Source organism: Bdellovibrio sp. GT3, assembly GCF_037996765.1.
GTDB lineage: Bacteria > Bdellovibrionota > Bdellovibrionia > Bdellovibrionales > Bdellovibrionaceae > Bdellovibrio.
Genome location: NZ_JBBNAD010000005.1, coordinates 694,627 through 709,494 on the forward strand (window position 1 = coordinate 694,627; position 14,868 = coordinate 709,494).

At 46.2% G+C, this 14,868-nt stretch carries 13 protein-coding genes; 10 read left to right on the forward strand and 3 right to left on the reverse strand.

Annotated elements, in window-relative coordinates; translation table 11 throughout:
* Positions 1–33: 33 nt before the first annotated feature.
* Positions 34–813 (reverse strand): tetratricopeptide repeat protein, encoded by a 780-nt coding sequence (locus AAAA73_RS10740; protein ID WP_340598303.1) that lies wholly within the window; start codon positions 811–813, stop codon positions 34–36.
* A 111-nt stretch (positions 814–924) separates the two neighbouring features.
* Between AAAA73_RS10740 and AAAA73_RS10745 the strand changes: the two genes are divergently transcribed.
* From AAAA73_RS10745 to mltG, 5 genes are read left to right on the forward strand one after another with little or no spacing between them, the layout of a single operon-like run.
* Positions 925–2,301, forward strand: a complete 1,377-nt coding sequence (locus tag AAAA73_RS10745) for an aminotransferase class III-fold pyridoxal phosphate-dependent enzyme (protein ID WP_340598304.1) — start codon at positions 925–927, stop codon at positions 2,299–2,301.
* Positions 2,302–3,648 carry a M20/M25/M40 family metallo-hydrolase gene (locus AAAA73_RS10750; RefSeq protein ID WP_340598305.1) on the forward strand — a complete coding sequence of 449 codons (1,347 nt, stop codon included), beginning with the start codon at positions 2,302–2,304 and terminating at the stop codon, positions 3,646–3,648.
* Complete coding sequence (locus AAAA73_RS10755) at positions 3,645–4,676, forward strand: arginine N-succinyltransferase (protein ID WP_340598306.1); 1,032 nt, start codon at positions 3,645–3,647, stop codon at positions 4,674–4,676. Before AAAA73_RS10750 ends, AAAA73_RS10755 begins: the two co-directional genes overlap by 4 nt.
* Position 4,677: 1 nt before the next feature.
* Positions 4,678–6,195 carry a succinylglutamate-semialdehyde dehydrogenase gene (locus AAAA73_RS10760; RefSeq protein WP_340598307.1) on the forward strand — a complete coding sequence of 506 codons (1,518 nt, stop codon included), beginning with the start codon at positions 4,678–4,680 and terminating at the stop codon, positions 6,193–6,195.
* The gene (gene mltG, locus AAAA73_RS10765; protein WP_340598308.1) at positions 6,195–7,265 is read left to right on the forward strand and encodes an endolytic transglycosylase MltG; all 1,071 of its coding nucleotides are present in this window, start codon (positions 6,195–6,197) and stop codon (positions 7,263–7,265) included. Before AAAA73_RS10760 ends, mltG begins: the two co-directional genes overlap by 1 nt.
* A 3-nt stretch (positions 7,266–7,268) precedes the next feature.
* On the opposite strand, the gene AAAA73_RS10770 is transcribed toward mltG, so the two are convergent.
* On the reverse strand, positions 7,269–7,769 hold the full coding sequence (locus AAAA73_RS10770) for a hypothetical protein (protein WP_340598309.1): 501 nt from the start codon (positions 7,767–7,769) through the stop codon (positions 7,269–7,271).
* 83 nt (positions 7,770–7,852) lie between these two features.
* On the opposite strand from AAAA73_RS10770, the gene lysC reads away from it, so the two are divergent.
* The 5 genes from lysC to AAAA73_RS10795 all read left to right on the forward strand — a co-directional run bounded on the left by lysC (position 7,853) and on the right by AAAA73_RS10795 (position 14,019).
* Positions 7,853–9,220 (forward strand): lysine-sensitive aspartokinase 3, encoded by a 1,368-nt coding sequence (lysC, locus tag AAAA73_RS10775; protein ID WP_340598310.1) that lies wholly within the window; start codon positions 7,853–7,855, stop codon positions 9,218–9,220.
* A gap of 225 nt (positions 9,221–9,445) precedes the next feature.
* On the forward strand, positions 9,446–10,411 hold the full coding sequence (dusB, locus tag AAAA73_RS10780; RefSeq protein WP_445292031.1) for a tRNA dihydrouridine synthase DusB: 966 nt from the start codon (positions 9,446–9,448) through the stop codon (positions 10,409–10,411).
* 79 nt (positions 10,412–10,490) lie between these two features.
* Positions 10,491–12,305 carry a translational GTPase TypA gene (typA, locus tag AAAA73_RS10785; RefSeq protein ID WP_340598312.1) on the forward strand — a complete coding sequence of 605 codons (1,815 nt, stop codon included), beginning with the start codon at positions 10,491–10,493 and terminating at the stop codon, positions 12,303–12,305.
* Positions 12,305–13,231, forward strand: a complete 927-nt coding sequence (locus AAAA73_RS10790) for an ABC transporter ATP-binding protein (protein WP_340598313.1) — start codon at positions 12,305–12,307, stop codon at positions 13,229–13,231. The genes typA and AAAA73_RS10790 overlap by 1 nt, the downstream gene beginning before the upstream one ends.
* Positions 13,231–14,019, forward strand: a complete 789-nt coding sequence (locus AAAA73_RS10795) for an ABC transporter permease (protein ID WP_340598314.1) — start codon at positions 13,231–13,233, stop codon at positions 14,017–14,019. Before AAAA73_RS10790 ends, AAAA73_RS10795 begins: the two co-directional genes overlap by 1 nt.
* A gap of 1 nt (position 14,020) precedes the next feature.
* Here the strand turns inward: AAAA73_RS10795 and mtgA are convergent, their stop codons facing one another.
* Positions 14,021–14,863, reverse strand: coding sequence for a monofunctional biosynthetic peptidoglycan transglycosylase (gene mtgA, locus AAAA73_RS10800; protein WP_445292032.1), 843 nt, complete (start codon positions 14,861–14,863; stop codon positions 14,021–14,023).
* Positions 14,864–14,868 lie beyond the last annotated feature (5 nt).

Below are 14,868 nucleotides of genomic sequence, written 5' to 3' on the forward strand. Positions count from 1 at the left end.
AATGAAGGGGCTCATGGCGCACCGCTATCAGAGTCAATTGGTCTGAAGAATGGCAGATTTTTTCACCCAACCGGTAATCGATCCCGGAAAAGTGACTTGCGACCACTCCGCGTTCTCGTTTTGGACGATAACTTCCATGCCACCATACAAATCCAACAAGGCCGCTTGGTTTTCTCCAGGTGCCGCTTGCAGCGATACTTTTTCGCTGATGATCGTCGCACGAAGTATAGTTTGGTCGTAGATTTTAAGACTTAAAAGTGTCAGAGAAATCAGAAATCCCAAGCTAAGAATGCTGCCGATGACCGGAAAGCCTGGAAGTGATTTTTCTTCGGCAATGGCACGGCGACGTTGTCCAAAGAATCCAACTAGAATCCAACCGGCCGCAAACATGAAGAGGGCTGTTGTAATTAAGTAGGCCGTTGTTGGAACCGGGGCCAGTAACTTTTTGCGAACGGTTTCGTAGGTTTCGATTTGATGTGGAATGTCCCTGACGTCCATTTGTGTTAAGGCAAACTTTAGTCCAGTGCGAGCCTGCGTCAGTTCGGGGTCATTTGTGAGTGCTTTACGAAATAGACCCACTGCAAGCGGTCTATTGCCCAGTTGAAACTGGGCTAAAGCCAAGTTTGTGAGTGTTGTTGCGTTATGGGGATCCAACTCAAGCGCTTTGGCGAATGCGTCACGTGATTTTTCGTATTCCTTAGCCGTGTAATGCTGAGTGCCTTGGTTGAATAAAGCGGTGAAATCGGCGCTTTGAGTCCAAGCAATGATGGGCAAAACAAGAGTAAAAAAGAACACAATGAATCGCGTTGTCATAGTCTCGAAGTTTAGCCGGGTGTCTTGTCTTAGTCCAGAGCGAAGAGTAAACTGGACGGGCATTTCAAATAACATGGAGATGAAGGATTTTATATCTCCGCGAAAGGTATTATGAGCTCTCTTGTAGGCCATCAGATTCAACAATCCGATAAAGTAAATTCTTTGATCAAAGATCTTGTCGGCGAAGTCACTAAATTAAATTCTTCCCTTGAAGGCATTCGCGCTCCTCAAGATGCATTCAAAGATTCTGGAAAACAAAAAATCGAACAAACTGGTTTGTTGCGTGGTCGACCTTTGCACTATCAGTACATGGGTTCCGGTGCGGGACGTGGTCCTTACGTTGAACTTGAAGACGGCAGCATCAAATTGGATTTGATCAACGGTATCGGTATTCATTTGATGGGTCATGCGAATCCACGGGTGATGGCAGCGGCTGTTCGCGGTTCTTTGTCAGACATTATCAATCAAGGCAACTTGCAACCGAACAACGAATATCGCCTGTTCTCTGAAAAGCTTGTGCAAATAGCTTCAAAAAATTCACGCTTGAAATACGCGTGGATTGCCACTTGTGGAACTATGGCGAATGAAAATGCGTTGAAGCTTTCTCGTCAAAAAAATTCTCCGGCACGTTTCGTGATGTCGTTCAAAGATGCTTTTGCCGGTCGTTCCACGATGATGGCGGAAGTTACTGACAACACGGCTTACAAACAAGGTTTGCCAGAGTATCACGAAGTACTGCGCGTGCCGTTCTATGACAAGCGTGATCCAAAGTCCGGTGAAAAAGCATTGGCAGCAATTAAAGAGCATGTAGCCAAACATGAAGGCAACATCTCTGCGTTCGGTTTTGAGCCGATGTTGGGTGAGGGCGGTTACCAAGCGGCTCCTCGTGAATTCTTTGTGCCGCTTTTGGACTTCTGTAAATCCAAAAACATCGCAGTTTGGGCGGACGAAGTTCAGACGTTCACTCGTACGGGTGAGTACTTTGCATTTGAAACATTGGGCTTGGGTCAGTACATCGACATCTGCACAATCGCAAAAACTGCGCAAATTGGCGCGACTCTTTACACTGAAGAATACAATCCAAAACCAGGTTTGATCGCAGGAACATTCTCCGGCGCTTCACCTTGTTTGGCGGCTGGTGTGGAAATGTTGAACATGCTTTCTGAAGGATTCCTTGGACCTCAAGGTCGTATTCAACAGATCCATAAACGCTTCATCGATGGCATCAACAAAATGAACGATACAACTTGCAAAGGCATTGCGACCGATGCAGGTGGTATGGGCCTGATGGTGGCATTCACTCCGCACGATGGCAAAAAAGAAAGCGTAAACTCATTCCTTAATAAACTTTATGCGAATGGTGTGATTGCTTTCCCTTGCGGCAAGGATCCAGTGCGAGCGCGCTTCTTGATCCCGGCAATCATCCAGGATCAGGACATCGATATCGCCTTGAATGTAATTGAAAAAACACTTCTTGAAGGAGTGTAGTTGGATTTCATCGAGTCTTGCCGTCAGTTAATCGCAATCGACAGCACACCGGCGCATGGCAATAAAGAGCTTGCACGGTGGGCGGCGGCATTTTGCCGTCAAAAAGGTCTTGTGGTTGAGGAGCAGATTGAGGTCGTGGGTGATCTTGAGCAGGTGAATATTATCGCTCGTCCGGTTGATGAGCGACCGGGCTCAGAGTTTTTATTTCAAACTCATCTGGATACTGCAGACCCGGGGCCTTTTGCACTTTGGACGGAGACGGGGAGCAATCCCTATGATGCCCACATCATCGATGGAAAAATTTTTGGCTTGGGAGCTGCCGACGTGAAGCTGGATTTTTTGTGCAAACTTGAGGCGATTGCTTCGTTTGGCAAAAATCGAGCATGGCGTCTGCCGCCAGTTTTGGTGGGAACATTTGGTGAAGAAACCGGAATGCAAGGGGCGCTAAAGCTTATTCGTAAGAATAAAATTTCTGCGAAGATGGCTTTGATTGGTGAACCGAGCGATTTGCAGTTGGTAAACGCCGCAAAAGGTTTTGCCACTGTCGAGATCCGCGTGCCGTTTTCAGATGAAGAGATTCGTTACCGGGATGAACACAATCTGCGGGAGAGTACATCCACGCAGTCCAAGTTGTTTCGTGGCAAAGCGGCTCACTCTTCGATGCCTCATTTGGGTGAAAGCGCTATCACGAAGATGCTGGAGTATTTAACGATGCTTCCAGATACGGTTAACATTATGGAGATCGACGGCGGTATTAACTTTAACACGGTTCCAAGTCATGCGTTCCTGGAGATCGACATGCTTTCAACCGTTAAGAATCCGATTGCCGCCAAGCTTGCAAATATCTATCGCGGACTGAAGGAAGTCGAGAGTGACTTCCTAAAGCATCGCGATGAGGATTTTTACCCAAGCACTCCGACATTGAATATTGGTCTGGTTCGCACCAACGAAAATGACGTGCAATTGTCCGGCAGCTGTCGCTTGCCGCCAATTATCACTCAGGAAATCTATGAACGTTGGATGGAGCAGATTCGTAATCTGTGTGAAAAAAATGGCGCTGTTTTCAGTGTGAATGATTATAAAAAACCATTCCGCACGGAAGTGAACTCCATTTTGGTGAAGGGATGTCTGGATGAATTGCGTGGCTTGGGCTTAAAAGCAGAGCCGGCGACTCAGCCTTCGACGAACGAAGCCAGTATATTTTCCAGAATTGGAATTGAGTGTGCATGTTTTGGCCCGGGCAAACGCGAAGGCAATGTGCACACACCTCAAGAACATGTGGCCATTGAGGATTTACATAAGGCCATTGAATTTTATAAGAAAGTCATCGAAAGGTTTTGCTTATGAGTTTTCTGATAAGACCTGTTCGGCACGACGATTTGAACCAGTTGGTTGATTTGGCAAAGCAGTTCAATCTGTTAAATTTGCCAGGAGATAAGAAAGTTCTAAGTGAAAAGATTGATCGCAGTGAACAGTCTTTCGCCGATAAACTGGAAAAATCCAAAGCCGAATATCTTTTTGTAGTCGAGGATCTGGAAGAAAAACAGATCGTGGGCAGCTCATTGATCCTTGCCAAACATGGTAACGACGAAGTTCCCCATAGTTATTTTAAAATTATCAAACGCGATCACTTTTCCCAAGATTTGGGAATTGGATTCATTCATCAAGTATTGCGCTTCCAGCTGGATTTTGATGGTCCAACTGAAATCGGAGGACTTCTTGTCGATCGCGCCTACCGCCGTCGCCCTGAAAAGCTGGGTAAGCAAATCAGCTTAACCCGTTTCCTGTACATGGCGATTTATCCCGAGAAGTTCGAGGAAAGAGTTCTTTGTGAACTGACGCCGCCGTTGACTGATGAAGGTCGCTCTGAATTCTGGGAGGCCCTGGGTCGCAGATTCACGGGGCTGCCATATCAGGAAGCGGATGCCTTAAGTCAGTCGCACAAAGAATTTATTGAAAGCCTGTTCCCGCAAGAAGACATCTATCTGGCGCTTTTGGATTCCAAAGCACGGTTGGTATTAGGTCGTGTGGGCGAGGCCACCAAGCCCGCGCAACATCTTTTGGAAAGCATCGGGTTTAACTACCTTGATGAAGTGGACCCCTTTGATGGCGGGCCTCATTACGGTGCGCAGACGGCGGATATCCTGCCAATCAAGATGGGCCGTCATTTGATGGTCGCTGATGGCAAGGACTCCACTTTTAAAGAACAGTATTTAATCGCCACCATGGGTGAAGAATTCAGGGCCACGATGTGTGCCGTGGACATTCGTGATGGTGAAGTTATTCTGCCAGCTAAGGCACGACAGATTTTAGGTGTTGAAATTGGGGATCAAGTTTTTGCAGCCCCATTCCACTACAACAGAGGAAGACAATAAGATGAGCACCACTATTTTTCCAATCAACTACAAAGGTGACTTTATTAACGGCCGCTTCGTTCCAGTAAGTAAGGGCGATGGCGAAGTAAGAAACCTAAGCCCTGCTGATCTAAATGATTTGATCATGACAGTGCCATTTAAACATGACCACATGGATGAAGCTTGTGTGGCTGCAAAAAAAGCTTATCCAAAATGGGCGACGCTTTCCATGGACGAAAGACGTTCGTATTTGATGCGTTTGAAAGAAATGTTCGACACTCATGCTGAACAGTTTGCTCAGATCATTTCGCGCGACACAGGTAAGCCTGCGTGGGAAGCGATGACTGAAGCCAAAGCTTTGGGTGCGAAGATTGATATTACTTTGAATCAATCAGTGAAGCTTATCGCCGATGAGCGTATTACCAATGCACTTCCACAGGTTGATGGGGTTATCCGTCACAGATCTCGTGGCGTGATGGCAGTGGTGGGACCGTTTAATTTCCCGGCGCATTTGCCAAATGGACACATTATCCCGGCATTGATCGCGGGGAATACAGTCGTGTTCAAACCTTCTGAGCAAACTCCTGCCGTAGGTCAATACATGGCAGAAATGTTTGAAAAAGCGCAGTTCCCTGAGGGCGTATTTAATATGGTCCAAGGCGATGGTGCTGGCGGTGGTCGTTTGGTTGCAAACGAACACGTTGATGGAGTCTTGTTTACGGGATCCTATGAAGTCGGTTTGAAAATCAAACAGGAAACTTTGAATCACTACTGGAAGATTCTGGCTCTGGAAATGGGCGGTAAGAATGCCACTGTGGTTTGGGAAGACGCGGATATGGACAAGGCTGTATATGAAAGCCTTGTTGGTGCTTATATGACCGCGGGACAACGCTGCTCTTGCACCAGCCGAATCATTGTTCATCCAAAAATAGCTGATGAGTTTACTGAAAAGTTCTATCAAGCAGCCAAGAAGCTTTCGATCGGTCACTGGACAGAGAACACTTTTATGGGTCCGTTGATCACTTCAGCATCAGTTGAAAAATACATCCGCTTCCAGGAAATCGCCAATCGCGAAAACTGTGAAAGCTTGATGCGTGGTAAATCTTTGGATTTGAAGAACAAAGGTTACTACGTAACTCCTAGTATTCATCTGGTTAAAAAGTTTGACCCGAATTCCGTATATCAAAAATCTGAGATCTTCGGGCCTAACGTTGCGATCTACACAACTGGAGACTGGAATCATGCGATGGAAATCGTGAATTCCACGGGTTACGGTCTGGTCATGGCTTTATTCTCCAAGAACAAGGAGCTTTACGAGGATGCTTTGTTCAAAGCTCGCGTGGGTCTTTTGAACTGGAATCGCACAACTAACGGAGCAAGCTCACGTCTGCCATTTGGTGGCATGGGTAAATCTGGAAATGACAGAGCTTCCGCACACTTTGCGATTCAATATTGCACAGTGCCTGTGGCAAGTCTTGAGGATCCAACTCCGTTTGATCCGACTAAAATTCTGCCAGGCATGAATTTGGATATGAAATAATGAAAAAGACGGTTGTCGTTCTTATCAGTGCGATGATGGCTTTGTTGGTTGCGATCGGCGTTTGCGTCGGATTTCTGGGTTATCAGTATTCGACCACCGCACCAAGCAGTATTGCTCAGGACGTGGTTTACGAAGTAGTGCCGGGACGTGCGTTTAATACGATCGCCCGGGATCTGGAGGCAAAGGGCCTGGTCCGTAATGCTTTCTTCTTTTCCATGTACGCTCGTTTCAAAAACGAGCGCTCCAAAGTAAAAGTTGGGGAGTATCTGCTGCGAACGAACATGACACCAAGTGAAGTATTGGACGTTATTACTTCCGGTAAAAGTATCGCACGCGCATTTACGATCAGCGAGGGTCTTAGTATTTATGAGATTTCCGAGCTGTATGAAAAAGAAGGATTTGGAACGGCTGCCGAGTTTATGCGCCTGGTGCGCGATCCTCAGTTGATCCAGGCCTTGCTTGGTGAGAAGCAGGAAAGCCTTGAAGGTTATTTGTTTCCTGAAACATACATGCTGACAAAATTCACAGACACCAAAGGGCTTTTGGGCGCGATGGTTAAGAGATTCATGTATGTCTATAACGAAATCCAGCCGCAGTCTCAGCTAAAAGGCTGGACTCGTCATCAGATCGTGACTCTGGCAAGTATCGTGGAAAAAGAAACCGGTGCTCCTGAAGAACGACCTTTGATCTCCTCGGTATTTCATAATCGTCTGCAAAAGGGTATGAAACTTCAGACAGATCCGACGATCATTTACGGCAAGGCGGAAACGCTGGGTAAAATCGTGATCAATATCACCCGTGCAGATTTGACCGCGCCGACTCGTTATAACACCTATGTGATTTCGGGTCTTCCTCCTGGGCCGATTGCAAATCCAGGTAAAGAAGCTTTGCTGGCAGCGATGAATCCAGAGCGCAGTAACTATCTGTTTTTCGTAAGTCAAAATGACGGGACCCATGTTTTCTCTGAAGATTACAAAGGTCACCAGGCAGCAGTTAAGCGTTATCAGTTGAATTCCAAGGCCCGCGAAGGACGCTCTTGGAGAGATCTAAATAAGAAGCCCGCAAAATAAAAACTATTTTGTGGGAGCTTCTTCCTCGGGTGAACTGACTTTGTCAAAGCCCTGAGTCGCAGAATTAAATTTAAAGATATTCAGTCGTGGCACCATTTGATCATCATAAGTCGGTGCCACTATCTCCAGACTCCCGTCACCATCCACATCCGTCAGAGCCAGATTTGTTGAGTTGCCCTTCAGAGTGAAGTAGCCGTCGCGATTTTCCGCCAAGGGAAGTTTCGCCATCAGAGTCAAACCTTCGGCTCCGGTCAGATTATAGACTTCCAGCTCTAGAGTATTCTTGCTGTGAATTTTTAAAACTGTAATCTGCGGCCCTTGCGAGGTCAGGTTCCCTGTCACTTTTGCAATAACAGTCCGACTGTCAGAGGAAAAAAGCTCCTTCACGGAGTTACGCAGGTTTGGAATGACTGCAATTGTGGTTACAACCATGGCGACGATGGCCAGGCCGATCATCAGGAGAATTTCTTTTTTCGAAAATGCAGAATCTGTTTTGGAAGTCATAAAAAAAAGTTTGCCATAAAGTCATTGAAGTAAAAACAAGAAAAGACTTAAGATGCTTGAGAATCTTATCTGCGGAGGCTTTGATGAACCAGCTTGTCGTATCCAAATTTGGCGGAACCTCGATGGGGGATGCTCAGTGCATGCTTCGCAGTGCGGAGGTCGCCTTTCGACAAAAATCAAGCATGGTTGTGGTTTCCGCGACCTCAGGAACCACCAACGATCTGATCAGTCTGGGGCAAAAAGCGGAAAAATCAGCCTGGGCTGACTGTGAGACCATCATTCGCAAGATTCAGGATCGTCATCGTAAAATTGCGGCGGAACTAGATTCCAGCATGGACTCCCATCACAAGCTGGATGCGCTCTTCGAGGAAATGCATTCTTTGGCAAAAGGTGTGAATCTGCTTCGTGATTGCTCCACCAAAGCGATGGATGCGTTGATGAGCCTTGGGGAGAGAACATCTTCTGTTCTGTTCACAGAGGCGATGGCCACCGTGCTAAAGCAAAAAGGTTCGCAAAAGAAAGCGAAGCTTTTGGATGCACGCGAAGTTTTAAAGACCGACGACTCTTTTGGTAGGGCTAAGCCTTTGACTGCCATTGTGGCCCAACACTGTCAGCGCCATCTGCCGGATATGCGAAGCATGAATGCCGTGGTGGTAACTCAAGGTTATATCGGAAGCACAGAAGAGGGCATGACAACGACATTGGGTCGTGGGGGCTCAGATTATTCAGCTGCTATTCTTGCTGAAGGTATCGCTGCTGATATTCTGGAAATTTGGACAGATGTTGCCGGTATCGCAACTACCGATCCTCGCCTGTGTCCTCAGGCAAAGCCGATCTCAGAAATTTCATTTAAAGAGGCGTCGGAACTTGCGACGTTTGGTGCGAAGGTTTTGCATCCGGCGACCTTGCTTCCTGCTATCCGCAAGAACATCCCAGTCTTTGTCGGCTCCAGCTTTGAAGCTGAAGCAAAAGGTACATGGGTGCGCAAGGAAGTCGAACAGCACCCGCTGATCCGTGCGATGGCGATCAGAAAGAACCAGGTGCTGGTCACTCTATCAACTCCCGAAATGCTTCATGCCCATGGATTTCTGTTTCAGATTTTCAAAGTGTTTAACGATCATAAAGTCAGCATCGATGCAATTACCACTTCCGAGATTTCTGTCAGTGTGACTCTTGATGATTCAACTTTGTTGAACAAAAAGCTCATCGCCGACCTGTCGGAGATCGCTGATGTGCATGTTGAGGAAAATCTGTCTTTGGTTTCTTTGATTGGAAATAACATCAACCATACATCGGGCTTGGGTAAGGAAATTTTTGAAACCATCGCTGACATCAACGTTCGCATGATTTGTCTGGGAGCAAGTAAGCATAACTTCTGCTTTCTGGTGAACGAAGAGCACGGTCCCCTGGCTATTCAAAAACTTCATCAGAAGTTCGTGGAAATGGCCTAGCTGCTCGTTTAAATAGTAAACAAAGCAGGCCTATTTAATGGCCTAAGTATATGAAATTGATAATTTAAATCAAAACAAATGGCTACCTAAAGAGTCAGCTTATTTGACATGTAAAAACAGTCTAAACGCTTGTTTTCTGTACCTTTTTGGGTTGGATTTTGATATACCGCATCCCTTATGAATCCACTTCACGCCCTAAAGACAAATCCGTTTGTCCTTGCCCCTATGGCAGGGATCACTGATCACGCCTTCCGTACGTTCATGAAAAAGCTCGATACGAGTGTGGTCGTGACTGAATTGGTCAGCGCAAGTGGTATTGAATACAAGTCTGAAAGAACCATGAAGCTGATGAGCTTTGATGAATCTCAACGACCTATCGGTATTCAGTTGTTCGGTGAAGATCCTGAAATTTTGGGAAGAGCCGCTGCAGTGGCTGAGGCCGAAGGTTGTGACTTCGTAGATTTGAATTTTGGTTGTCCTGTTCCTAAGGTTGTAAAAAAAGGCGCCGGCTCTGCAATGATGAAAGACCCTGTGCAAATGCAGAAGGTTCTTGCGGCAGTTAAGGGAGCAGTTAAAGTTCCTGTGACTATCAAAATCAGAACGGGCTGGGATTCCAATACCAGAAACGCTTTGGAGATTTGCAACATCGCTTACAACGAGGGCATCGAATGGGTTGCTATCCATGGCCGCACTCGTGCGCAAAGTTATACTGGATTTGCGGACTGGGATTTTATTACTGACGTTAAGTCCAAGGCAAAGCTTCCAATTCTTGGAAACGGAGACATTCTCACACCCAAACAGGCGGTTTTGAGACTTGAGCAGTCCGGCTGCGATGGGGTCATGATTGGTCGTGGTTGCCTTAAAAATCCGTTTATTTTCATGGATGCACTGTCCTTGTGGCGTGGCGAGCCGTTAAAAACGGTACAAAGAGACTATGTGAGCCTGTTTAACAGTCTGAAAACTGAGCTTGTTGCGCATTGTGATGAACACATCACAGGGATTCAATTGAGAAAGTTTGCAGCTTGGTTCTCAACAGGGTATCCTGGAGCAGCACAATTCAGGAAGAATCTTTTTCAATCCAAAAGCAATGAAGAGATCATGGACCTTGCTAACGAATTTTTCGCTAGCGTAGGCAATGTTGAGCAAGAAGATCAGTCGAAAGACGAATTCTTGATGGGCGGACACGGTTAGTTGTCCTGACCGAATCCTGTAATGAGTTTTTAAAATTTTTGTTTTAGTTTACAAGTTTCAATTTAATGAAGGGTTAAATATGATTCAAGATCCAAAGAAGATTAGAAATATCGCGATCATCGCGCACGTCGACCACGGTAAAACAACCCTGGTTGACCATTTGATTAAACAAGCCGGTACATTCCGTGACAATGAGCACGTTGATGACCGCTTGATGGACTCCATGGATCTTGAAAGAGAACGTGGTATCACTATCGCAGCCAAGAATGCGTCTTTCGTTTACAAAGATATCAAAGTTAACATCGTAGATACTCCGGGACATAGTGACTTCGGTGGTGAAGTTGAACGTATCCTGAACATGGTTGATGGTTGTATCCTTCTTTGCGACGCTTCTGAAGGTCCACTTCCGCAAACACGTTTCGTATTGAAAAAAGCTCTTGAGCAAAATCTTAAAGTTATCGTTTGTATTAACAAGATCGATCGTTCAGATGCTCGTATCCAGGAAGTTCACAATGAACTTTTCGATTTGTTCATCGACCTTGAAGCGACTGAAGAACAATGTGATTTCCACACTGTTTACGCTATCGCGCGTGAAGGTATGGCGACTTTGGATCCAGCGGTTAACACTGGTACATTGGAAGTTCTTTACGATGCTATCGTAAACTTGGTTCCTCCTCCAAAAATTGACGAAGAAGCTCCATTGCAAGTTATGGTTTCCAACATCTCTTACAATGATTACGTAGGTCGTTTGGCGATCGGTCGTATGCGTGCAGGTACAATCAAAGTCGGTGACGAGGTTGTATGCGTTCAGGAAAAAGGTCAGAAGAAAGTTAAAGTCTCTGCTTTGTATCAGTACAAAGTGAACTCGCAAGTTCCAGCTCAAGAAGTTGGCGCAGGTGACATCGTTGTTATCGCGGGTATGGAAGACTTTACTATCGGTGACACTATCACTTCAGCTTTGGATCCTCGTCCGCTTCCGCGTATTCGCGTGGATGAACCGACGGTGGGAATGGTGTTCTCGGTAAATAACGGACCGTTCGCGGGTATGGAAGGTAAGAACGTTACTTCCCGTAAGATCCTTGAGCGTCTTGAGAGAGAATTGTTGTACAACGTTGCGATTCGCGTAGAAAAAACTGCGAACACTGACGCTTTCAAAGTTGTTGGTCGTGGTGAGTTGCAATTGGGTGTATTGATCGAGCAAATGCGCCGTGAAAACTTCGAACTTCTGGTTTCCAAACCGACAGTTGTCTTCAAAGAAGAAAACGGTCAAAGAATGGAACCAATGGAGATCGCGGTTATCGATATCGAAGACTCCTTCGTTGGTGCGGTTACTGAGAAACTTGGTAAACGTAAAGGTGTGATGCAAAACATGGTTCAAAAAGGTTCAGGACGTACTCGTCTTGAGTTTTTGATCCCATCACGTGGTTTGATCGGTTACCGTTCTGAGTTCTTGACTGACACTCGTGGTACAGGTCTTTTGAATACTCAATTCAATGGCTGGGAAGCTTACAAAGGTGAAATCGAACACCGTATGAATGGTGCGATGATTTCTGACCGTAAAGGCCAAGCTACTGCATTCGCGATCTGGAATCTTCAAGAGCGCGGTATTATGTACGTAACTCACGGTCAAGATGTGTACGAAGGCATGATCGTAGGTGAGCATGCTAAGGACAATGATCTAGAAGTAAACATCACTCGCGAGAAGAAATTGTCAAACGTACGTGCTTCGGGTTCTGATGAAGCTATCCGTCTGGTTCCAGTACGTCCTATGACGTTGGAAAAAGCGATGGAATGGATCAAGGATTCTGAACTGATCGAAGTGACTCCGAAGAACATCCGTCTTCGTTGCCGCGAAACCGATCCAAACAAACGTGCAAGAGCAGCGAAGGAATAATGGATTCGAAAGTCGCCATTGAGATAAAAGACCTAACCAAAAAATACGACGATAAAGTCGCTGTCGATGGAATAGATCTGGAAATCTACAAAGGCGAATGTTTCGGACTATTAGGTCCAAATGGGGCTGGCAAAACAACAACGATGAAGATGATGTATTGCTCAGCCCTCGTTACCAGCGGGGAGCTCTACGTTCTCGGCCTTAACGTTAAAAAGAATTTCCGCGAAATCAAATCTCGTATCGGCGTCGTCCCTCAGGACGACGGCCTCGATCCTGACTTCACAGTCTTAGAAAATCTCTCAGTCTATGCCAGTTATCACAATATTCAGCCTGCAGAGGCCGAGTTGCGTGCACAGGCATTGCTACGCCTGATGAAGCTGGAAGAATACCAGGATCGTTCCGTGGAAACATTGAGCGGGGGAATGAAGCGTCGTTTGGCGATCGCCCGTGGGCTGATTAATTCTCCTGAAGTTATTTTCCTGGATGAGCCCACTACCGGCTTGGATCCCCAGGCTCGTATCTGGATCTGGGACTTCTTCAAACATTTGAAATCCGAAAAAAGCACTCTGGTACTGACGACTCACTACATGGAAGAGGCAGAGCAAATGTGTGATCGCGTGGCGATCATTGATGACGGAAAAATTCTGACTATCGGTAAGCCGCGTGACCTGATTCGTGATCTGATCGGCAAGGAAGTTGTCGAGTTCGACACTAATCCTGTGGATTTGAACTATTATCTTGGGCGTTTGCGCGCTGAAGGATTTGCGTATCAGGTTATCAAAGACACTGTGTCCGTTCTGGTGAAAGAAAATCAGGAAGGCCGCCGTGTTGTCGATCTGATCGCCTCAGACAAAATATTTATTCGTAAGCCCACCTTGAACGATGTGTTCCTGAAATTGGCAGGACATCAATTGAGGGACGAATAATGAAAATCAAACAACTGTTTTCCGTTCCCAAGTTCAACGACGGTGCCCTGAAAGTTTGGCAGCGTAACTTCTTGTACTTTAAAAAGACCATGATGGTTTCCTTGTTCTGGATTGTTCTGGAGCCGGTCATCTATCTGGGTGCCATCGGGTTTGGTTTGGGTTCGTTCGTGAACAACATGGAAGGAATGTCGTACATCGAGTATTTCTTCCCGGCGTTGCTGTGTACGACTGCGATGATGGTGTCATTCTTTGAAGGTACCTATGGAAACTACACCAAGCTGACTCATCAAAAAACTTACGCGACTATCATGCTGACTCGGGTCGGGCCAGAGGAAATCGTTGCTGGTGAGTTGATGTGGGCTGCGACCAAAGGTTTCTTTGGCGTGACCGGTGTGACTGTCGTGGCTGTGTTTTTTGGTTTGATTGATTCTTATCGAATTCTTTTGGCCTTGCCGGTATTGCTTCTTATCTCGGCGTTGTTCTCTTGCATCGGGATGATCTTCACCTCGATTGCCAGAAACTATGATTCATTTATTTATTCCACATCCGGCTTGATAGTTCCAATGAGCCTGTTAAGTGGAACCTATTTTCCTTTGGAGCAATTGCCGACGGGAATGCGCTATCTTGCCTACCTATTCCCTCTAACTCACGGGGTGGCGGCAGTGCGCGGGATTTTACATCAGGGAAATCTGACCATGATTGCAATACACATCGTAATCCTGGCGTTGCTGACCTGGATCTGCATGAACGTTTCGTTCCACCGTATCCGCAATAAACTACTGAAATAGCTTACAGGCTTTCATCAGGCGTCATATCAAGTTCGGAGCTGTCGCCGGAAGTTCCTTCGCGAATTTCCTGCTCCAAACGTTCGATTTCATCACTGCTCATTGAATCCACCTGCTCAACAGACATCTCATTTAAGCCAGGGATATGATCCATCGGTGGGGGAGCAGGACTTAAGAAGGTCTGAATGCGTTCCATCGCCACTTCGTACTCTGCTTGGTCAATGCTATGGAACTGATACATGTTCTGCACGATCTGACTCATGCGCTTGCGTGCGAATTGGGTGAGTTCTTTTTTATGGTAGGAATGGGAATACTTAATAGGACTCGGTAGCACCATCGCAAGGAAGGCGCTCTCAACGACATCCAGATTTGCAGCGGGCTTTTTGAAATAAAACTGAGCGGCTTGTTTTACGCCGTAGATATTTTTTCCGAATTCCACGATGTTCAGATACTTTTCCAGGATTTCTTTTTTGGTCAGCGTCTTTTCAATGCGGTCCGTGATGATCGCTTCCAAACCTTTGCGGAAGAACGTGCGGTCCGCGTTCAGGAACATATTCTTTGCCAACTGCTGAGTGATTGTGGATCCACCGCGTTTGTAAACACCGGTTTCCCAACCCTGACGGAAGTTCTTTTCGATAACTCCCCACTCAAAGCCATGGTGCTTATAAAAATTTCCATCTTCAGTCATGATGATGGTTCTTTGCAGGTAAGGACTGATTTGTTTTAGCGGCACATAGTTTTTGGAAGTCGGGCACAGGTCCACTTTGTACATAGTGGTGATCATGCAACCTTTGATTTCCTTCGCGTCAGGAAGCCACGACCAGATGATCGCAGCTGTGGTAATCATAATTG